Source organism: Promicromonospora kroppenstedtii, assembly GCF_044389675.1.
GTDB classification, from domain to species: domain Bacteria; phylum Actinomycetota; class Actinomycetes; order Actinomycetales; family Cellulomonadaceae; genus Promicromonospora; species Promicromonospora kroppenstedtii.
In genome coordinates, this window is record NZ_JBIRYI010000001.1 from 800,906 (window position 1) to 821,079 (window position 20,174).

General features: G+C 72.7%; 17 protein-coding genes and 1 riboswitch. Of the genes, 12 read left to right on the plus strand and 5 right to left on the minus strand.

Annotation, left to right across the window (positions count from 1 at the left end; all coding sequences use genetic code 11):
- The first annotated feature begins 1 nt into the window (after position 1).
- Both pheT and ACH47X_RS03500 read left to right on the plus strand, forming a co-directional pair.
- Positions 2–2,560, plus strand: coding sequence for a phenylalanine--tRNA ligase subunit beta (gene pheT, locus ACH47X_RS03495; protein WP_397401405.1), 2,559 nt, complete (start codon positions 2–4; stop codon positions 2,558–2,560).
- On the plus strand, positions 2,553–3,455 hold the full coding sequence (locus ACH47X_RS03500) for an SDR family NAD(P)-dependent oxidoreductase (protein ID WP_397401407.1): 903 nt from the start codon (positions 2,553–2,555) through the stop codon (positions 3,453–3,455). Before pheT ends, ACH47X_RS03500 begins: the two co-directional genes overlap by 8 nt.
- 176 nt (positions 3,456–3,631) lie before the next feature.
- Here ACH47X_RS03500 and ACH47X_RS03505 read toward each other — a convergent pair whose 3' ends face one another.
- Positions 3,632–4,990: a GDSL-type esterase/lipase family protein gene (locus ACH47X_RS03505; protein WP_397401409.1), complete on the minus strand. Its 1,359-nt coding sequence runs from the start codon at positions 4,988–4,990 to the stop codon at positions 3,632–3,634.
- A gap of 218 nt (positions 4,991–5,208) precedes the next feature.
- On the opposite strand from ACH47X_RS03505, the gene ACH47X_RS03510 reads away from it, so the two are divergent.
- Together ACH47X_RS03510 and ACH47X_RS03515 are read left to right on the plus strand one after the other, a co-directional pair.
- Complete coding sequence (locus ACH47X_RS03510; RefSeq protein WP_397401411.1) at positions 5,209–6,465, plus strand: hypothetical protein; 1,257 nt, start codon at positions 5,209–5,211, stop codon at positions 6,463–6,465.
- 100 nt (positions 6,466–6,565) lie between these two features.
- Positions 6,566–8,479: a glycoside hydrolase family 15 protein gene (locus tag ACH47X_RS03515; RefSeq protein WP_397401413.1), complete on the plus strand. Its 1,914-nt coding sequence runs from the start codon at positions 6,566–6,568 to the stop codon at positions 8,477–8,479.
- On the opposite strand, the gene ACH47X_RS03520 is transcribed toward ACH47X_RS03515, so the two are convergent.
- Complete coding sequence (locus ACH47X_RS03520; RefSeq protein ID WP_397401415.1) at positions 8,425–9,204, minus strand: LLM class F420-dependent oxidoreductase; 780 nt, start codon at positions 9,202–9,204, stop codon at positions 8,425–8,427. The genes ACH47X_RS03515 and ACH47X_RS03520 overlap by 55 nt on opposite strands.
- A gap of 46 nt (positions 9,205–9,250) precedes the next feature.
- Positions 9,251–9,343, plus strand: a riboswitch (TPP riboswitch).
- On the opposite strand from ACH47X_RS03520, the gene ACH47X_RS03525 reads away from it, so the two are divergent.
- Together ACH47X_RS03525 and ACH47X_RS03530 are read left to right on the plus strand one after the other, a co-directional pair.
- A complete protein-coding gene (locus ACH47X_RS03525; protein WP_397401417.1) occupies positions 9,335–10,108 on the plus strand; it encodes a TenA family protein in 774 nt (257 codons plus the stop codon). It overlaps the preceding riboswitch by 9 nt.
- A gap of 54 nt (positions 10,109–10,162) precedes the next feature.
- A complete protein-coding gene (locus tag ACH47X_RS03530; RefSeq protein ID WP_036963658.1) occupies positions 10,163–10,594 on the plus strand; it encodes an SRPBCC family protein in 432 nt (143 codons plus the stop codon).
- A 37-nt stretch (positions 10,595–10,631) separates the two neighbouring features.
- Here the strand turns inward: ACH47X_RS03530 and ACH47X_RS03535 are convergent, their stop codons facing one another.
- The 3 genes from ACH47X_RS03535 to ACH47X_RS03545 all read right to left on the minus strand — a co-directional run bounded on the left by ACH47X_RS03535 (position 10,632) and on the right by ACH47X_RS03545 (position 14,177).
- Complete coding sequence (locus tag ACH47X_RS03535; RefSeq protein ID WP_397401419.1) at positions 10,632–11,390, minus strand: methyltransferase domain-containing protein; 759 nt, start codon at positions 11,388–11,390, stop codon at positions 10,632–10,634.
- Between the two features lie 182 nt (positions 11,391–11,572).
- Complete coding sequence (locus ACH47X_RS03540; RefSeq protein WP_397401421.1) at positions 11,573–12,952, minus strand: family 43 glycosylhydrolase; 1,380 nt, start codon at positions 12,950–12,952, stop codon at positions 11,573–11,575.
- A gap of 241 nt (positions 12,953–13,193) precedes the next feature.
- Complete coding sequence (locus ACH47X_RS03545; protein WP_397401423.1) at positions 13,194–14,177, minus strand: quinone oxidoreductase family protein; 984 nt, start codon at positions 14,175–14,177, stop codon at positions 13,194–13,196.
- A gap of 69 nt (positions 14,178–14,246) precedes the next feature.
- On the opposite strand from ACH47X_RS03545, the gene ACH47X_RS03550 reads away from it, so the two are divergent.
- The 6 genes from ACH47X_RS03550 to ACH47X_RS03575 are packed head-to-tail and all read left to right on the plus strand — an operon-like array spanning position 14,247 to position 20,148.
- Entirely contained in the window at positions 14,247–15,344 is a 1,098-nt protein-coding gene (locus ACH47X_RS03550) for an N-acetyl-gamma-glutamyl-phosphate reductase (RefSeq protein ID WP_397401425.1), read from the plus strand.
- Positions 15,341–16,522, plus strand: a complete 1,182-nt coding sequence (gene argJ, locus ACH47X_RS03555) for a bifunctional glutamate N-acetyltransferase/amino-acid acetyltransferase ArgJ (RefSeq protein ID WP_397401427.1) — start codon at positions 15,341–15,343, stop codon at positions 16,520–16,522. The genes ACH47X_RS03550 and argJ overlap by 4 nt, the downstream gene beginning before the upstream one ends.
- Entirely contained in the window at positions 16,519–17,436 is a 918-nt protein-coding gene (argB, locus tag ACH47X_RS03560) for an acetylglutamate kinase (RefSeq protein ID WP_397401429.1), read from the plus strand. Before argJ ends, argB begins: the two co-directional genes overlap by 4 nt.
- Positions 17,433–18,713 carry an acetylornithine transaminase gene (locus tag ACH47X_RS03565; RefSeq protein ID WP_397401431.1) on the plus strand — a complete coding sequence of 427 codons (1,281 nt, stop codon included), beginning with the start codon at positions 17,433–17,435 and terminating at the stop codon, positions 18,711–18,713. The genes argB and ACH47X_RS03565 overlap by 4 nt, the downstream gene beginning before the upstream one ends.
- On the plus strand, positions 18,710–19,639 hold the full coding sequence (gene argF / locus ACH47X_RS03570; protein ID WP_397401433.1) for an ornithine carbamoyltransferase: 930 nt from the start codon (positions 18,710–18,712) through the stop codon (positions 19,637–19,639). The genes ACH47X_RS03565 and argF overlap by 4 nt, the downstream gene beginning before the upstream one ends.
- On the plus strand, positions 19,639–20,148 hold the full coding sequence (locus ACH47X_RS03575; protein ID WP_036963638.1) for an arginine repressor: 510 nt from the start codon (positions 19,639–19,641) through the stop codon (positions 20,146–20,148). The genes argF and ACH47X_RS03575 overlap by 1 nt, the downstream gene beginning before the upstream one ends.
- The last annotated feature ends 26 nt before the right edge of the window (positions 20,149–20,174 follow it).

A 20,174-nucleotide genomic window follows, 5' to 3' on the forward strand; every position in this document is an offset into this window, starting at 1 on the left:
AGTGCCTCTCATCGTTAAGGACTGGCTCGCCGACCACGTCGAGCTGCCCGCCGACCTGACCGCCGAGCAGCTCGCGGCCGACCTCGTGAAGGTGGGCCTGGAGGAGGAGGCGATCCATCCGGCCGCCGTCACCGGCCCCCTCGTGGTGGGCCGCGTGCTCGAGATGACACCCGAGCCGCAGAAGAACGGCAAGACCATCAACTGGTGCCGGGTCGACGTGGGCCCGGAGCACAACGACGAGCAGGGCGCGCGCGGCATCGTCTGCGGCGCGCACAACTTCGGCGTCGGCGACCTCGTCGCGGTCTCGCTGCCCGGCACGGTCCTGCCCGGTCCGTTCCCCATCGCTGCTCGCAAGACCTACGGGCACGTGTCCGACGGCATGATCTGCTCGGTCCGCGAGCTCGGGATCGGCGACGACCACGACGGCATCCTGGTGCTGACCCGCCACGGGTTCGCCGCCGAGGACCTCACCCCCGGCCAGGACGCGATCGCACTCCTCGGCCTCGGGGAGGAGATCCTGGAGATCAACGTGACCCCCGACCGTGGGTACGCGTTCAGCTACCGCGGCGTGGCGCGCGAGTACGCCCACTCCACGGGCGCCAAGTTCACCGACCACGGCCTGGCCACCGGCGCCGAGCCGGCGGCCACACCGGACGGCTTCGAGGTGCAGGTGCAGGACGACGCGCCGATCAACGGCGTGCCGGGCTGCGACCGGTTCGTGACTCGGATCGTGCGCGGCATCGACCCGGCCGCGCCCACGCCGGCCTGGATGAAGCACCGCCTCGAGGGCTCCGGCATGCGGTCCATCTCGCTGGCGGTCGACATCACGAACTACGTGATGCTCGACCTCGGGCAGCCGCTCCACGCGTACGACCTGGCCAAGGTCGCGGCGCCGATCGTGGTGCGCCGGGCCGCGGCGGGCGAGCGCCTCACGACGCTCGACGACGTCGACCGTGCCCTGAACACCGAGGACCTGCTGATCACCGACTCGCCCGCAGGACCCGGCAGCCGCGTGCTCGGCCTGGCCGGGGTCATGGGTGGGGCGTCGTCCGAGGTCAGCGACACCACGACGGACGTGCTGGTGGAGGCTGCGCACTTCGACCAGATCACTGTCGCGCGCACGTCCCGCCGGCACAAGCTCTCCAGCGAGGCCGCCAAGCGCTTCGAGCGGGGCGTCGACCCCCTGCTGCCCGCGGTCGCGGCCCAGCGCGTGGTCGACCTGCTCGTCGAGCTCGGCGGCGGCACCGCCGACGCCGCGGTGAGCGACCTCGACCACACGGCCGAGACCAGCCGCCGGCCCATCTCGCTCAAGGTCACCGAGCCGACGCGGCTCTCGGGCGTCGAGTACACCCCCGAGCAGGTGCGCAGCACACTCGAGGAGATCGGCGCCACGGTCGAGGCGTCCGGTGACGGCGTGCTCGCCGTCACCGCGCCGTCCTGGCGGCCCGACCTGACCGAACCGGCCGACCTGGTCGAGGAGGTCGTGCGCATCCTGGGCTACGACCAGATCCCGTCGGTTCTCCCGGCAGCCTCGGGCGGACGCGGGCTCACGGCCGAGCAGCGCACGCGGCGCTCCGTCGCGCGCGCCCTGGCCGAGGCGGGCTTCGTCGAGACGCTCAGCTACCCGTTCGTGGGCATGCCGGAGTACGACGCCCTCGGTCTGCCCGCCGACGACGAGCGCCGCAACGCGCTCCGCCTCGTCAACCCGATGGCCGACGACAAGCCGCTGATGCGGACCAACCTGCTGGTCACGCTGCTCGACACCGTGCGGCGCAACGTGTCGCGCGGGCTCACCGACCTCGCGGTCTACGAGATCGGGCTCGTCACCCGCCCGGTGCCGGGTGCGCCCGCGGCGCCCGCGCTGCCCGGAGGCGTGCGCCCCACCGACGAGCAGCTCGCCGCGCTCGCGGCGGCGGTCCCGGACCAGCCGCGCCGGGTCGCCGGTGTGCTGACCGGCAAGCGGGAGCTCGCGGGCTGGTGGGGCGCGGGCCGCGCCGCCGGCTGGGCGGACGCCCTCGCGGCGGCCCGCCTCGTGGCCGAGCGCGCCGGTGTCGGGTTGGTCGTCACCGCCGACACCGACCGCATGCCGTGGCACCCGGGGCGCTGCGCGCGTCTCGAGCTCGCGGACGGCACGCTCGTCGGCCACGCCGGCGAGCTGCACCCCAAGGTCGTCGAGGCACTGGGCCTGCCCGCCCGCGCGGCGGCGTTCGAGGTCGACCTGACCGTCCTGGTCGGCGCGGCCTCCGGCGAGCCAGTCAGCGCCACGCCCGTGTCGGCGTTCCCCGCGGCCAAGGAGGACTTCGCCTTCGTGGTCGATGGTGACGTGCCGGCCGAAGCGGTGCGCTCGGCGATCGTGGCCGGTGCCGGGGAGCTGCTGGAGGACGTCGCCCTGTTCGACGTCTTCACGGGGGAGCAGGTGGGCGAGGGCAAGAAGTCCCTCGCGTACTCGCTGCGCCTGCGCGCCGCGGACCGCACGCTGTCGGCCCAGGAGGTCCGCGCGGTGCGCGACGCCGTCGTGGAGTCGGCGTCGGAGAAGGTCGGCGCGGTGCTCCGTGGCTGACGCGTCCGCGGCGGGCGCCACGGCGGCGGACACCTCTGCGAAGGTGTCCGCCGCCGTGCCGCCCGCGCGTACGGCGCTCGTCACGGGCGCCTCGCGCGGCATCGGGCGCGAGATCGCGCTGGGTCTCGCGCAGGCGGGGTTGGGCATCGCCCTGCTCGCGCGGGACGCGGCGCGGCTCGAGGCCGTGGCCGCCGAGGCCCGGTCGGCCGGGGCCGCGGCGGTCGTGGTGCTCAGCGCGGACGTGTCCGACCCGGCGGCGGTGCGTGCCGCCGTCGGGCAGGCCGAGGAAGCGCTCGGGTCGATCGACCTGCTGGTCAACAACGCAGGCGCCATCGAGTCCGAGCACCCGCTGTGGGAGGCCGACCCCGACGAGTGGTGGTCGGTCTTCGAGACCAACGTGCGCGCGCCCTTCCTGTTCAGCCGCAGCACGGTGCCCGGCATGATCGCGCGCGGCGGGGGCCGGGTCGTCGACCTGGCCTCGGGCGCGAGCTCGCACGAGATGTCCGGCGGCAGCTCGGCGTACAACGCGAGCAAGACCGCCCTGGTGCGGATGGGTGCCAACCTGCACGACGAGGGCTTCCGCCACGGGATCCGTGTCTTCGAGCTGGCGCCCGGGGTCGTGAAGACCGACATGTCGACGGGTATGACCCTGCACGAGAACCGCACGGAGTGGACCCCGGTCGAGCGCGTCACCGACGTCGTGAACGCGATCGCGGCCGGCGAGCTCGACGAGTGCTCGGGCTGGTTCCTGCGCGTCACGCACGACACCCCGGCCTCGCTCAAGGAGCGCGCGGCGCAGGTCGCGGCTGAGGGCACGCAGCGGACGGCGCGTCGGCTCCGCGTGCTGCCGGCGGGCAGCACCGACCCCCTGACGGGAGCCCTCACGGGCCGCTGAAGTCGCCGCTCACTGGCTGCAGTCCCGGCCCGACCCGGGACGCACCTTCTCCTTCGAGGCCTAAGTTTCTTCGCTTTGAGCCTGCTCAAAGCGAAGAAACTTAGGCCTCAAAGGAGATCGGCGGGACGCGACCCGGGCCGGGGACCATCGGGCCTGCGACCATCGGGCCCGCCTCGTCAGCGCACCGCCAGCACGCCCCGCCAGAGCCGACCGAGCGGCACTGACCTGGCGATCGCCGTCTGTCCCGCGATGTTCGCGTGGACCCCGTCGCCGGTGTCGTACGGCGGGTAGATGGAGTTCGGGTTCGCCGGGTCGCGCAGCACGGCGTCGAAGTCGAAGACGCCGTCGCACGTCCCCGAGCAGTTGCCCCCGGCGCGGACGAACTCGTTCACGACCGCGCGGCGCGCGTTCTGTTCGGCCGTGTAACCGGGCCGGGGCGTGATCGGCGTGACGTAGACCTTGATCCCGGCCGCGCGCAGCCGGGCGAACGTGTCCCGGTAGGCGGCGAGGATGGTCTCCGCGGCGCAGTTGTTCGCGAGGTCGTTGGTGCCGTAGTAGTAGATGACGGCCCGCACGTCGTGCAGCGCGAGCACGTCGCGGTCCAGGCGCGAGACGCCGTCCAGCCCCCCGCCCCCGCACGCGGGCGCCGCCGTGGTCCCGGCGATCCCCTCGTTGACGACGGCGAACTGCCGGTCGACGGGTAGCTCGTCCACGACGCGCTGCGCGAGCGTGTCGGTCCAGCGCTGGAAGACGGCCGGCGGTGGGCAGCCCGCGCCGCAGTTGTCCGCCCCCACGCCGTCGACCACCGAGCTGCCATAGGCGACCACCGTGCCGGCGCCGTCGGGACCCAGCACGTCCACCGCGCTGACCAGGTAGGTCCAGCCGTGCGTGTCGGGGAAGGCGCCGCCCGAGGTGTCGGCGGTCGTGTTCCCGCCGTCCACGGCCGAGAAGTAGTTGGTGCGGCCGGCCAGGTCGTGCAGCATCATGCGGGTCGGGTTCGCGAGGTAGAAGCTCACGGCCAGATCGTCCATGGCGCCGGTGGCGAGCTGCACCGGGTCGCTCCAGATCTCGCCGCCGGCGGGCACCGACACGGAGGCCGAACCGCCGAAAGTGACCTCGCGCAGGCTCTCGGGGCGAACCGCCGCACCACCTGCGCTCAAGCCGGCCGTGGTGGCGTTCACCACCAGGGGTGCGGTGCCGAACTGGTTCTGCAGTCGCACCCGCAGCGCCGATCCGCCCTGCGTCAGCCGGGTCACGACCCGCACCGAGCGGTTCTGGAACGTCTCCGGGCTCAGCCCGGAGCTGCGCTGCTGCGACTGCGTCCACGACGTCGACCACGTGTCGGCGTCCGGCCCAGGCGGAACGGCGGCCGCCTCGCCGTCCGAGGGTCCGCCGTCCGCCACTTCGGCGATCATCGGTCCGGCAGCCACGGGCTCGGCGGGCGCTGCCGCGCTCGCGCCAACCGCCCCACCGGCCGCTATCCCGGCCGCGGTGACGAGCGTGATCACGGTACGTGCAAGGTCTCGGAACTCCATCGGTCCACCTGCTTCGCTGCTCGAGTCGTCGCTGATCGAGTACGCGGCATGGCACCCCGTGCGCCACACCGGACAAAACATCCGCCGCACGGAACGTATGACCCGGGCATCCGACTGTCAACGCTGTCATCGCGGTCGAAGCCGCTTTTTGCTCGCATCCGCGGGCGGCCGGTCCCTACGGTGGGCGGGCGAAAGTCCCTTCGAGCAAGGAGACCACCATGCGCCGTCGTCGTTCCGCACTTGTCGTAGCGAGTCTGGGGGTGGTCGCTCTGCTCGTGTCCGCGAGCCAGGCCACCGCGAGCCAGGCCACCGCGAGCCAGGCCTCCGGCGAACAGGGGTCGTCCCTCGCGGCCGCCGCCACGCCGCTCACCGCGAGCAACTTCCGCTACACCCTGTCCGAGACGTCGTCGTCCCTGATCGGCGCCCTCGATTCCGCTCTACCGAACGTGTCCATGAGTACCGTGGCCGACGACGGCAACCGCACCCCGAGCTGCGGCAGCGCCCCCTCGGTCACGCACCGCACGGCGTACTACTGCTGGAACGACGGCGACCAGGACACGAGCGCCTGGTACCCGCAGGGCATCACCACCAGCTCGGACGCGTTCGCCGCGGGTACCTACGAGGGCAAGCGCATCAACCTGGTGAGCTGGTACGACCACGCCGAGGACGGCATCGACAAGGGCGTCCGCATCAGCGTGTCGAACCTGTCGGCGAGCGCCTCGGCCCCGCCGTACCGGCACCTGCTGCTGGTGGAGCCGAGCGGCACCACGGCCACGCCGTCGTTCAAGCCGATCGACATCCACGCGGGCGGCATCATGTGGTACGGCAACCTGCTGTACGTGGCGGACACGGGCGGCGGCTTCCGGGTGTTCGACCTGGACCACCTGTGGCAGGTCTCGACGGGCAGCGCGTCGAAGATCGGGCGGCAGTCCGACGGCTCGTACCACGCGTTCGACTACAAGTACGTGCTGCCCCAGACGGCCAGGTTCACGGACTCGACGGCGGGTGGTTACGCGCAGCTGCAGCATTCGTCGGTGTCGCTGGACCGCAGCAGCTCGCCGGACTCGGTGGTCGTCAGCGAGTACCGCAGCAAGGACGACCTCGCGGCGGGCGCCCAGGTGCGGACCATCCGCGTGCCGATCGACTACACGAACCGGTACCTGAAGCCGGCCGCGGACGGCGTCATCAAGGCGACCGAGGCGTACCGCACGGACCTGGAGAGCGTGCAGGGCTCGACGGCGATCAACGGCGAGTTCTTCTTCTCGCAGAGCGACGGCGACGACTTCTCGAACCCGAACTCGGACGGTGACCTGCACACGTTCGTCGCGCCGTCGGGCGCGATCGTGCGGCACGGTGACGCGCTGACCGTGGGTGCCGAGGACCTGTCCTACGACCCGACGCGGGACTACCTGTGGTCGCTCGGCGAGTACCCGGGTCACCGGTGGGTGTACGCGGCGGACGCCTCGTCGTTCTGAGTGCTGCCTGACGTGTCGGACGTACGGGTCACCCGATCGGCCTGTACGTCTGACACGTCGATCCATGGTGTCCGGGTCGCGGCGAACCTAGTCTTTGACGGTGACGCGCCGAATCGAGGATTACGGGTTGGTCGGAGATCTCCAGACCGCGGCTCTGGTCGGCCGGGACGGTTCGATCGACTGGATGTGCCTGCCGAGGTTCGACTCCCCGGCCTGCTTCGCCGCGCTGCTCGGCGACGAGCGGCACGGGTCGTGGCGGCTCGGCCCGACGTCGGGCGGCGCGTGCACGAGCCGGCGCTACCGGGGCGACACGCTGATCCTGGAGACGGAGTGGGACCTGCCCGAGGGCCGGGTGCGGGTGCTCGACCTCATGCCGCCGCGCGGCGAGGAGGCAGACCTGGTCCGGATCGTCGAAGGCATCAGCGGGCACGTGCCGATGACCACGGAGCTCCGGCTCCGGTTCGACTACGGCGACATCGTGCCGTGGATCACCTGGGACCGGGACGCGCTGCGCGCCGTCGCCGGCCCGGACTCGGTGCGGATCGACTCGCCGGTGCCGCTGGAGCACGCGGGCGCGAACGAGGGTTCGGTGCTGCGCGCGGAGTTCACCGTGGGGCCGGGGGAGCGGGTGCCGTTCGTCCTGAACTATCACGCGTCGCACCTGGCCACGAAGGACCCGGTGGACCCGTACGCGGCGCTCGCCGACACGGAGGACTTCTGGCGGTCCTGGGTCGGCGGGTGCACCTACACCGGCCCGTGGTCCGACGCCGTGCACCGGTCGCTGATCACGCTGAAGGCGCTGACCTACGCGCCGACGGGTGCCATAGCGGCGGCGGCCACGACGTCGCTGCCCGAGGAGATCGGGGGCGAGCGCAACTGGGACTACCGGTACTGCTGGCTGCGCGACGCCGGGCTCACCCTGCAGGCCCTGATCGGCACGGGTTTCATCGACGAGGCCCGGGACTGGCGGGCATGGCTGCTGCGCGCCGTCGCCGGCGACCCCGCCGACCTGCAGATCATGTACGGGCTCGACGGGCGGCGTCGGCTGCCGGAGTACACGATCGACTGGTTGCCCGGCTTCGAGGGCTCCGCGCCGGTCCGGATCGGCAACGGGGCGGCGAACCAGCTCCAGATCGACGTGTGGGGCGAGACGCTGGACGCCCTGCACCAGGCCCGGGAGGCCGGGCTGGAGCAGGACCGGGAGGCGTGGCGCCTGCAGCGCGCGCTGCTGGAGCACCTCGAGGAGCACTGGGCCGACCTCGACAACGGGCTGTGGGAGGTGCGCGGCCCGCGCCGGGCGTTCGTGCACTCGCGCGTCATGGCCTGGGCCGGGTTCGACCGGGCGGTGCGCGCCGTCGAGAAGTACGGCCTGGTCGACGAGCCCGTGGACCGCTGGCGCGCCGTCCGGGACCGCATCCACGAGGACGTCTGCACCAACGGGTTCGACGTCGAGCGCAACACGTTCACCCAGTTCTACGGCTCCGACGGGCTCGACGCCGCGCTGCTGCTCATCGGGCAGGTGGGGTTCCTGCCCTGGGACGACCCCCGCGTGGTCGGCACGGTCGATGCCGTGCAGCGCGAGCTCGGCCAGGACGGGCTCCTGCGTCGTTACCACAACGCGGCCGACGACCAGGTGGACGGCCTGCCGGGCGCCGAGGCGACGTTCCTGGTGTGCAACTTCTGGCTCGTGGACGCGCTGCACGGCATCGGCCGCGTCGAGGAGGCCGTCGCCCTGTTCGAGCGGCTGCTCACGCTGCGCAACGACGTGGGGCTGCTCAGCGAGGAGTACGACGTGCGCACCGGGCGCCACCTCGGCAACACGCCCCAGGCGTTCAGCCACCTGGGCCTGGTCAACAGCGCGTTGCGGCTCGGCCAGGGCCTCGCCGTGCCTGCTGCCGGTGCCGAGGTCGACGGCGAGCGTGCCGCCGACCCCGGCACCGTCGCCGTGCCGGCCGAGTCTCAGCCGTGGGAGTCGCGCCAGGCGATCCAGCGCTCCGCGGTCGACAGGTCGTAGTCCGGCCCCGTCACCCCCACGGTGAACAGCGTGGCCCCCGCCGCCACCAGGGCCTCGCCCGTCTCCTCGGGCGAACCCTGCGCCTGCACCGAGCGCTCCACCAGGTTCGCGGTGTCCCGCCCGACGGCGGCGCCGTGCTCGTCGAGGATCGCCGACTTGCCGGTCAGCGTGGGCACGTCGCCGAACGCGTGCCAGATGTCGGCGTGCTCGGCCACGATCCGCAGCGTCTTGCGCACCCCGCCACCGCCGATCAGGATCGGGATCTCGCGGGTGGGCGCCGGGTTGCCGGCCGCCAGCCGGGCCTTGATGCGCGGCACGGCGTCGGCCAGGCTCGCGATCCGGGAACCAGCCGTGCCGAACTCGTAGCCGAACTGGTCGTAGTCCTTCTCGAACCAGCCGGCACCCAGGCCCAGGATCAGCCGCCCGCCCGAGATGTGGTCGACCGTGCGCGCCATGTCCGCCAGCAGGTCGGGGTTGCGGTAGCCGATGCCCGACACCAGCGCGCCGATCTCCACCCGCTCGGTCTGCTCGGCCCACGCGCCGAGCATGGTCCAGCACTCGAAGTGCTTGCCGTCGGGGTCGCCGCTGAGCGGGAAGAAATGATCCCAGTTGAACAAGATGTCGACGCCGGCGTCCTCGGCGCGGAGCACCGCGTCCCGAAGCTGCGAGTAGTCGGCGTGCTGGGGCTGGAGCTGGACTCCGATGCGGATGGGGCGGTCTGTCATGGTGGCAGCCTACGACCGGCACGTCTTCCATCCGGTAGCCTCGGCGGCACGTGACACGGGGTGCCCTGCCAGGGCTGAGACCACACCCGTCGAACCTGATCCAGATCATGCTGGCGAAGGGATGTCCATCGTGACCTCTGTCGTACCCGTCTCCGCGGAGACACCCGTCGTTGCCCGTGCCGAGACCCGCACCACGCCGGACGACGACGCCGTCCGCCCCTTCACGGAGGAGGCCTGGGACCGCATCGCGGGCTGGCGCGACGCCGTCGACCGGATGCCGTTCGTCGTGGCGCTCGCGGACGGCTCGCTGCCCGCCGAGGCGTTCGCGTTCTACCTCGCCCAGGACGCCGCCTACCTGCGCGAGTACTCGCGCGTCCTGGCACGGGCCGCGCAGAGTGCGCCAGACCCGGCCGCACAGGGCTTTCTCGCGCGGTCGTCGGTCTCGGCGCTGGAGGTCGAGACGGCGCTGCACCGCGACTGGCTGGGCGCCCACGCCGGGCTCGCCGCGGCCGACGTCGCCGCCGTCGAGGCCTCACCCGTGACCGCGGCCTACACCGGTCACCTGCATGCCGCGGCGTCGGGCAGCTACGCGGAGACCATCGCAGCGCTGCTGCCCTGCTACTGGCTCTACGCCCATGTCGGCGGTGTGCTCGTGGAGCTGGCCGGACGTCGCCCCGGCGGCCTCGCCGGCCACCCCTACGCGGCCTGGATCGGCACCTACGGCGACGAGGGCTTCCAGGTAGCGACCCGGCAGGCTCGCGCCCTGGCGGACGCCGCCGCCCGCTGGGTCTCCCCGGACCAGCGGGAACGGATGCTGCGGGCCTTCGAGATCTCGTCGGTGCACGAGTACCTCTTCTTCGAGCAGGGCCTGACCCGCCCCGCCTGGCCGACGCCACCTCTGTAGGCCGAGACTAGGGGTGACGCCGCCGACGGCGCCGACCCGAGGACAGGAGCACCGATGCCGAACTACAGCACCTCCGCCGAGATCGACGCGACACCCGAGGAGGTGTGGGCGGTCCTGTCCGACGTCGAGCACATGCCCGACTGGACGTCGTCCATGCGGTCGGTCGAGATCATCGACGGGCCCAACCCGCCCGACGTCGGCACCCAGGTGCGGATCGAGCAGCCGGAGCTGCCGCTCGCGGTCTGGCTGATGGACGAGTGGGACCCGCCGCGGCACTTCGCGTGGATCACCGAGGCGCCAGGTGTGACCACGCAGGCGGAGCACCTGGTCGAGCCGCTGCCGGACGGTCGCTCCAGGGTGACGCTCGCCATCACGCAGACCGGCTCGCTGGCGTGGCTGGTCGGCGGTCTGGTGGGGAAGCGCACCCGGGAGTACGTCGACACCGAGCTGGCCGGGCTCGAGGCCCGCGTCACCCGGCAGGGCTGACGCCGGGCCTGGCACCGGCGCTCGGCGCCGTACCGGTTCAGACCCGCGTGGCCACCACGAACACCCGGCGGAACGCCAGCGGCGTCCCGTGCGCGTGCTCGGGGTAGGCCGCGCGCAGGGCTGCCCCGAACTCCTCCTCGAACCGGGCGCGCAGGGCCGGGTCCTTCGCCTCCAGTGCCTGGAGCGTGGGCTGGGCTCCGGTCGCCGAGATCCAGCGCAGCACCGGGTCCGGCCCGTGCAGCACGTGGGTGTACGTGGTCTCCCACGCGTCCACCGACCAGCCCGGCCGGGCCAGGATCTCCAGGTACTCGCCCGGGTCGGCGGTGGCCCGCCGTTCCACCGGCCCGACGACGTCGGCGTACGGCGCGCGCGCCGCGACCTCCCGCAGCAGCCGGTGGCTCGGCGCGTCGTGGTTGCCCGGCACCTGGAACGCGAAGGTCTGCGCGGCGCGGTCGGCGAGCGTCGTCAGCAGGTCGCGGTGTCCCGGCACCCACTGGAGCGCCGCGTTGCTGATCACGAGGTCGGCCCGGTGCTCGTCCGTGCTGAGGTCGGCCAGCACGTACTCGGTGCCCGGGTCCGCCTCCCGGGCGCGCTCGATCATGGCGGGGGAGGCGTCCACGCCGGTCACGTGCGCCTCGGGCCACCGGGCACGGAGCACCGGGGTGAGATGGCCCGGGCCGCAGCCCAGGTCCACGATCGTGGTCGGTGACCCCGGCACACGGGCGACCAGCTCCGTGAACGGCCGGGACCGCTCGTCCGTGTACTGCAGGTATGCGCCGGGGTTCCAGTCGGCCATCACAACTCCTCGCCGTCGAGTATCTTGATATCAAGATACATCACGGCGGGCCGCGGTACTGGCCCTGATGTGCGCCATGGCCCGGCGATCGTGCCCCGCGCACGCCGCAGCCCAGCGATTGCGCCGGAACGGTTGCGGTTCGGGCGTGATCGCTGGGCTGTCGACTCGCTGGGGCGGGGCGGCTACGCGACCTCGATGTAGTCGAGCTCCGTGAACGCCGTCCCCTTGCCCAGGCGGATGGTGTTCCAGCCGGCCTGCAGCGTGATGTCCTTGCTGACCTGCTGCCAGTTGTCCCAGCCGGTGATCGGGTAGCTGATCGACCCGGCGGAGGTCCCGTTGACGGTCACCGTGTGCGACGCCGTCTCTGCCGAGCCGTTGGCGTAGCCCACGTGCAGGGTGTAGCTGCCGGACGTCGGCACGTAGATCGCGCCGATGTCGACCGAGCTGTCCGCGTGGTCGATGTACGCGGCGACCTTGCCGTCCGAGGCGCCGGCCGCGTTCTCGCGCACCGAGCAGTTGTTCAGGGTGCCGCGCTCGGCCTCGTAGCGCACCCGGCTGCCGCGCACCACGGGGTTGGAGCCGGCCCAGCCGAGGTCGGCCACGTACATGCCGCGGCCGCCCGCGTCCCGGTGGCCGTGGAAGATCAGCTTGTCGCCGCCGGAGTCGCGCAGCACGTCCGCGCCGCCGGGGCCGGCCACGGCGCCGTCGAGCGAGTCGGTGGTCATGAGGAACCGGAAGGCCTTGGTGTACGGCCCGGTGATGGAGCTGGCGACGGCGTAGTTGGTGCCGTACGAGTTGGTGCTGTACGGGCCGGCCGAGTAGAACAGCACGTACTTGCCGTCCACCTTGGTCACCACGGGTGCCTCGATGATGCCGGCCTCGTCGGCCCGGTCGTTGCGTAGCACCTGGGCGGCGCCGCCCTGGAACGTGATGCCGTCCGAGGCCACGCGCTGCACGTGGATCCAGGTGGTGGCGCCGATGGCGTTGCCGTCGTTCTTCCACAGGATGTACCGGGTGCCGTCGCTGTCCACGAAGCTGGACGCGTCGATGGCGCCCCCGTCGCCCAGCGGGCAGATGAGCGGCTCGCTGCCGACCGGGGCGAACGGGCCGCCGGGGGAGTCGGCCAGCGCGGCGCCGATGCACTGGCGCCCGGACGCGTTGTGCCAGGCCGTGTAGTAGAGCAGGTACTTGCCGTCGGCACGCTGGGAGACGTCGGGCGCCCAGGTCCGGCCGGTCTTGGCCCAGGCCCCGAGCGTCGGCAGGGCGTCGGTGGACTGGAAGGTCCACGGGCCGTCCGGGTCGGGCGCGCTGGCCCAGGGCAGGTTCTTGCCCTGGTTGGTGGCGTAGGCGTAGTAGGTGTTCCCGAACTTGGACACGTCGGGGTCGGGGAAGTCGCGGTCGAGCACGAGGCTCGGCCGCACCGTCGTCTGGACGGAGACGTCGCCGGCGGGCGCGTCGTCCGCGGGTGCCGCGACGGCGGAGCTGGTGGTGAGGGTGCCGAGCGCCAGTGCGGCGACGGCGATCCCCGTGGCCAGGGCACGGGAGAAGCGGGGAAGTACCACGTTGAACCTCCGAGCTGGAACGAACCGGTCGGGTGAATTGTCGCCACCGCGCGGATCGCTGTAAAGACCTGAGCGGCGGCGAGGGCGAAAAAGGTCCAACGTTAAACCGATCTGACGGCTGGCTGTCGCGGCCGACGGCGGGGCAGCGTCGGCAGTTTGCCCGGCAAACTCGGCAGTTGGCATTGAGATCGGTCCAGGCCTGTGCCGATCTCGATGCCAACTGCCGACGACTCTGGCGAGCTCAGGGGACCAGCAGCACCTTGCCCGTCGTGGCCCGGGACTCCAGCGCCTGGTGTGCTTCGGCGGCGTCGGCCAGCGGGTAGGTGGCCCCGATGCGGACGTCGAGGTCACCCGATGCCGCGGACGAGAGCACCTCCGAGGTGCGCCACTCGATCTCGCCGCGCGTGAGCGTGTAGTGCGCGATGGTGGGCCGGGTCAGGAACAGCGAGCCGCCCTTGTTGAGCCGCTGCGGGTCGAACGGCGGGACCTGGCCCGACGCGCCGCCGAACAGGACGAGCATGCCGCGCGGGCGCAGCGAGGCGAGCGAGGCCTCGAAGGTGGTGCGGCCCACGCCGTCGTACACGACGTGCACGCCCTGGCCGTCGGTGAGCTCGCGCACCAGGGCGGGCAGCTCGGTGGTGATGTCGTCCAGCGCTGCGTAGTCGATGGTGTGCGCGGCGCCGGCCGCGGCGGACAGTGCCGCCTTCTCCGGGGTGGAGACCGTGGTGATCACGCGCCCGCCGCGCGCCACGGCGAGCTGGGTGGCCAGCAGCCCGACGCCGCCCGCGCCGGCGTGCAGCAGCACGTCGTGCCCGGGCTGCACCTCGAACGTGGACCGCACCAGGTAGTGCGCGGTGATGCCCTGCAGCGGCAGCGCGGCGGCGGTGGTCAGGTCGAGCCCGTCGGGCACGTGCACGACGCCGGCGGCGTCCACGGCGACGAGCTCCGCGTAGGAGCCCGGCCCGTCGTGCCAGGCCACGCGGTCGCCGACGGCGAAGCCGGTCGCGCCCTCGCCCACCGCCTCCACGGTGCCCGCGCCCTCGGCGCCCACCGTGTGCGGGTACTGCATCGGGTACACGCCCGAGCGGCGATAGGTGTCGATGAAGTTCACGCCTGCCGCGGCGACGCGGACCAGGAGCTGCCCTGGTCCCGGCGCCGGGTCGGGGAGCTGGGTGTACTGCAGGACCTCGGGGCCGCCCGCCTCACGGGCTACGACTGCGTGCATGGGCCGAGCCTACGTCGCGACCACGAGACGGGTTTCGCCCTCGCTGCATAACTATGTATAGTGCCGAATATGTCCAGCAGCCAGCTCATCCGTGTCGCCGTCGCAGGCGCTTCCGGCTATGCGGGCGGGGAGGTGCTGCGCCTCCTGGCGGCCCACCCCTTCGTCGAGATCGGCACCCTGACCGCGCACGCGAGCGCCGGGTCCAGCCTCGGCGAGGTCCAGCCGCACCTGCGTAGCCTCGCGCACCGGATCCTGGAGCCCACCACGCCCGACACGCTCGCCGGCCACGACGTCGTGGTGCTCGGCCTGCCCCACGGTGCGTCCGGCCAGGTGGCCGCGCAGCTGCCCGACGACGTGCTGGTCATCGACCTGGGCGCCGACCACCGGCTGGAGTCGGCGGCCGACTGGGAGCAGTTCTACGGCTCGACCCACGCGGGGACCTGGCCGTACGGCATGCCCGAGCTGATCCACGCCGCGGCTCCCGCCGCCGACGGGGCCGCGACCGACCTGGCCACCGCCGCCCGCCAGCGGGACAAGCTGCCCGGCGCGCGCCGGATCGCCGTGCCCGGCTGCAACGTCACCGCGGTGACCCTGGGCCTCCAGCCGGGGGTCGCGGCGGGCGTCGTCGAGCCCACCGACATCGTCGCGGTGCTGGCCAACGGCTACTCGGGCGCCGGCAAGGCGCTCAAGCCGCACCTCCTGGCGAGCGAGGCGCTCGGCTCGGCCCAGCCGTACGCGGTGGGCGGCACGCACCGGCACATCCCGGAGATCCGGCAGAACCTGCGGGCCGCCGGCGCGCCCGAGGTGACCATCAGCTTCACGCCCACCCTGGTGCCCATGGCGCGCGGCATCCTCGCCACGGCGACGGCCCCGCTGGCCAAGGGCGCCGACCCGGAGCAGGTGCGCGCCGCCTGGGAGGCCGCCTACGCCGACGAGCCGTTCGTGCACCTGCTGCCCGAGGGGCAGTGGCCGAGCACCGCGATGACGCTCGGCGCCAACACCGCCCTGGTCCAGGTCGCCGTGGACGCCGCCGCCCGCCGGGTGGTCACGGTCACGGCCATCGACAACCTGGTCAAGGGGACCGCGGGCGCCGCGGTCCAGTCCATGAACCTCGCCCTCGGCCTGCGGGAGACCGCCGGCCTCATCACCGAAGGAGTCGCACCGTGAGCGTCACCGCGGCACAAGGATTCCGGGCTGCCGGTGTCACCGCCGGCCTCAAGGCCTCCGGAAACCCGGACCTCGCTCTTGTCGTCAACGACGGTCCTGAGTTCACCGCGGCCGCGGTGTTCACGAGCAACCGCGTGGTCGGCGCGCCGGTGCTGTGGTCCCGACAGGCGGTGAAGGACGGCGTCGCCCGCGCGGTGGTGTTCAACTCGGGCGGCGCGAACGTGTGCACCGGACCCGGCGGGTTCCAGGACGCCCACGCGACCGCGGAGAGGGTCGCCGACGAGCTCGGGATCGGTGCCATCGACGTGCTGGTCGGTTCGACCGGCCTCATCGGCGTGCGGCTGGCCGCGGACAAGCTGCTCGCGGGAATCCCCGTGGCGGTCGGCGAGCTCGCGGCCGACGACGCCGCCGGGCAGGCCGCCGCCACCGCGATCATGACCACCGACACCGTCGCCAAGACGGCGGTGCGCACGGTCGAGACGCCGTCCGGCACCTTCACGGTGGGCGGCATGGCCAAGGGCGCCGGCATGCTCGCCCCCGCCCTGGCGACGATGCTGTGCGTGGTGACCACGGACGCCGTCGTCCCGGCGGCGGACGCCGACGCCGCCCTGCGGGCGGCCACACGCGTCACCTTCGACCGTGTCGACTCCGACGGCGCCATGTCCACGTCGGACACCGTGGTGCTCATGGCGTCGGGCGCCTCCGGGGTCACGCCCGGCCTGGACGAGCTCACCGCGGCCGTCACGGAGATCTGCGCCGACCTGGCCCGCCAGCTCGTGGCCGACGCCGAGGGCGCGTCCCACGACATCGCGATCACCGTCACGAACGCCACCACCGAGGATGCCGCGCTCGCCGTCGCGCGCGCCGTCAGCCGGTCGAACCTGGTCAAGGCCGCCGTGTTCGGCAACGACCCCAACTGGGGCCGCATCCTGTCCCAGGTCGGCACCGTGCCCGAGGACGTCGCGCCGTTCGACCCGGAGCAGCTCGATGTCAGCGTCAACGGCGTCATGGTCTGCAAGGCCGGCGGCGCGCACGAGGACCCGGAGAAGGTCGACATGGCGGCGTCCCGCGACGTGACGTTCACGATCGACCTGCACGCCGGCGACGCCGAGATCACGCTGTGGACCAACGACCTGACGCACGACTACGTGCACGAGAACAGCGCCTACAGCTCATGAGCAGCGACATCGTGAACGGGCTGCGGCCCGACCAGAAGGCCGAGGTGCTTATCGAGGCCCTGCCCTGGCTGCAGGAGTTCTCCGGCGCGCTCGTCGTCGTCAAGTACGGCGGCAACGCCATGATCGACGCCGAGCTCAAGGCTGCCTTCGCGCAGGACATGGTGTTCCTGCGGCAGGTGGGCCTGCGGCCCGTCGTCGTGCACGGCGGGGGACCGCAGATCAACGCCATGCTCGACCGCCTCGGCATCAAGTCGGAGTTCAAGGGCGGCCTGCGCGTCACCACGCCGGAGGCCATGGAGATCGTGCGCATGGTCCTGACCGGCCAGGTCAGCCGTGAGCTCGTGGGCCTGATCAACGCCCACGGCCCCGTCGCCGTCGGCCTGTCCGGGGAGGACGGCGGCCTGCTCGGCGCCCAGCGCCGCCACGCGATCGTCGAGGGTGTGCCCGTCGACGTCGGCCTCGTCGGCGACGTCGTCCAGGTGGACCCGCGCGCCGTCGAGGACCTGCTGGAGGCCGGCCGCATCCCCGTGGTCTCCACGATCGCGCCCGACAAGGACGACCCGACCCAGGTGCTCAACGTCAACGCGGACACCGCCGCCTCGGCGCTCGCGGTGGCGCTCGGCGCCAAGAAGCTCATCGTCCTGACGGACGTCGAGGGCCTGTACACGAACTGGCCCGACAAGGGCACGCTGGTGGAGCGCATCACCGTGCCGGAGCTGGCGGAGCTGCTGCCCAGCCTCGAGTCCGGGATGGTGCCCAAGATGGAGGCGTGCCTGCGCGCCGTCGAGGGCGGCGTGGGCGCCGCGACCGTCATCGACGGCCGGCAGCCGCACAGCGCCCTGCTGGAGGTCTTCACCACCCGCGGCAACGGGACCATGGTGGTCGCGGGACCGCAGGAAGGAACGAACGAATGAGCACGGTGATCCCCGCCGACGAGGGCTCGGCGCTCGCGGCCGAGGGTTCGGTCGCCGCCTGGACCCAGCGGTACTCGGGCGCGGTCATGGACACGTTCGGCCCGCCGCAGCGCGTGCTCGTGCGCGGCGAGGGCGCCTACGTGTGGGACGCCGACGGCAAGCGCCACCTCGACCTGCTCGCGGGTATCGCGGTCAACGCACTGGGCCACGCGCACCCCACGCTGACGGCCGCGATCAGTGCGCAGCTCGGCACGCTCGGCCACGTCTCGAACTTCTTCGGCACGCCCGCCCAGATCGCGCTCGCCGAGACGCTCCTGCGCGTCGCCGAGGCACCCGACGGGTCGCGCGTGTTCCTCACCAACTCGGGCACCGAGGCGGTCGAGGCGGCGTTCAAGATGACGCGCCGCGTGGCGACGTCGTCCGGCGTGGGCACGCGTACGCGGGTGCTCGCCCTGGAGGGCGGCTTCCACGGCCGGTCCATGGGCGCGCTCGCCCTGACCGCGAAGGCCGCCTACCGCACGCCGTTCGAGCCGCTCCCGGGCGGCGTCGAGCACCTGCCGTTCGGGGACCTCGCCGCCCTGGAGGCCGCGTTCACGCCGCAGTCCGTCGCCGAGCACGGCGAGATCGCGGCCCTGGTCGTCGAACCCGTGCAGGGCGAGGCCGGCGTACGGCCCCTGCCGCCGGGCTACCTCGCGGCCGCCCGCCGCCTGACCAGGGCGCACGGCGCGCTGCTCGTCCTCGACGAGGTGCAGACCGGCGTGGGCCGGTGCGGCTCGTGGTTCGCCTACCAGCAGCCTGAGATCGGCGGCGGCATCGTGCCCGACGTCGTCACGGTCGCCAAGGGCCTCGGCGGCGGCTTCCCCGTCGGCGCCGTGATCGCCTACGGCGAGGCCGCGCACCTGCTCGGCCGTGGCCAGCACGGCAGCACGTTCGGCGGCAACCCCGTGGCCTCGGCCGCGGCGCTCGCCACCCTCGGCGTGATCGAGCGTGACGGCCTGCTGGCCAACGTGCGCGAGGTCGGGGCGCTGCTGCGCCAGGAGATCGAGATGTGCGGCAGCCCGATCGTCAAGGAGGTCCGCGGTCGCGGGCTCCTGCTGGCCGTCGTGCTGAACGAGCCGGTGGCGCCGCAGGTGGCCACGGCCGCGCTGGAGGCCGGGTTCATCGTCAACGCGGTGGCACCCGACGCGATCCGGCTGGCCCCGCCGCTGATCCTGACCACGGAGCAGGCCATGGAGGCCGCCCGCTTCTTCGCTTCCCTCCCGGAGGATCTCGCATGACCCGCCACTTCCTGCGCGACGACGACCTGACGCCCGCCGAGCAGAAGACCGTCCTGGAGCTGGGCCTCGCCCTGCGTGCCGACCGGTACGCGAAGCGCCCGCTGGAGGGCCCGCGCGCCGTCGCGTTCATCACCGACAAGCCCACGCTGCGCACCCAGGTGTCGTTCGCGGCCGGTATCGCCGAGCTCGGGGGCTTTCCCCTCGTCGTCGACGGCCGGCTCGCCCAGATCGGCGTGCGCGAGTCCGTCGTGGACACCACGCGTGTGCTCGACCGGCAGGTCTCGGCCATCGTGTGGCGTACGTTCGGCCAGGAGCGCATCGACGAGATGGCCTCCGTCTCGCGGGTGCCGGTGGTCAACGCGCTGACCGACCAGTTCCACCCGTGCCAGATCCTCGCGGACCTGCTCACGGTGGCGCAGCACCGCGGGCTGGACGCCCTGCCCGGCACCACGTTCGCCTACGTGGGCGACGCCGCGAACAACATGGGCAACTCGTACGTGCTGGGTGGAGCCACGGCGGGAATGCACGTACGGATCGGTGGCCCCGAGGGCTACCTGCCCGACGCCGAGGTGGTCGCCAGAGCGCGTGAGATCGCCGGTTCCACGGGCGGTTCGGTGACCCTGACGACGTCGGCCAAGGAGGCCGTGGCCGGCGCGGACGTCGTCGCCACCGACACCTGGATCTCGATGGGCGACGAGGCCGAGGCCGAGCAGCGCGCGGACCTGTTCTGGGACTACCAGCTGAACGCGGAGCTGCTCGCGGCCGCCGCCCCCGGCGCGCTCGTGCTGCACTGCCTGCCGGCCTACCGCGGCAAGGAGATCACCGCCGAGGTGATCGACGGGCCGCAGTCCGTGGTCTTCGACGAGGCCGAGAACCGCCTGCACGCGCAGAAGGCGCTGCTCGCCTTCCTGCTGGAGCAGGGCTGATGGTCGTCCGCCAGACGGCGACGACCGCCACGACGAAGGCGGCCCGGCACGCCCGGATCACCGCGATCGTGACGCGCAACGCCATCCACTCCCAGGCCGAGCTCGCCGACGCCCTGGCCGCGGACGGCGTGAGCGTCACCCAGGGCACGCTCTCGCGCGACCTGATCGAGCTGCAGGCCGAGAAGGTGCGCGGTTCGGACGGCACGCTCGTGTACGCCGTGCCCGGCGAGGGCGGCGACCGCAGCGCGCAGTCGGACGCGAGCGAGGAGTACCTGTCCGCGCGGCTCGCGCGGCTGGCCAAGGAGCTGCTGGTCTCGGCGGAGTCCTCGGGCAACCTCGTCGTGCTGCGTACCCCGCCGGGGGCCGCGAACCTGCTGGCCTCCGCCATCGACCACTCCGTCTTCCCCGGGATGCTGGGGACCATCGCGGGGGACGACACCATCCTGGTGATCGCCCGCGACGCCGACGGTTCCGCGCTGGCCGAACGCTTCCTCGCGCTCAGCGCCTGAGAACGCACAAGAATTGCACCTGACAC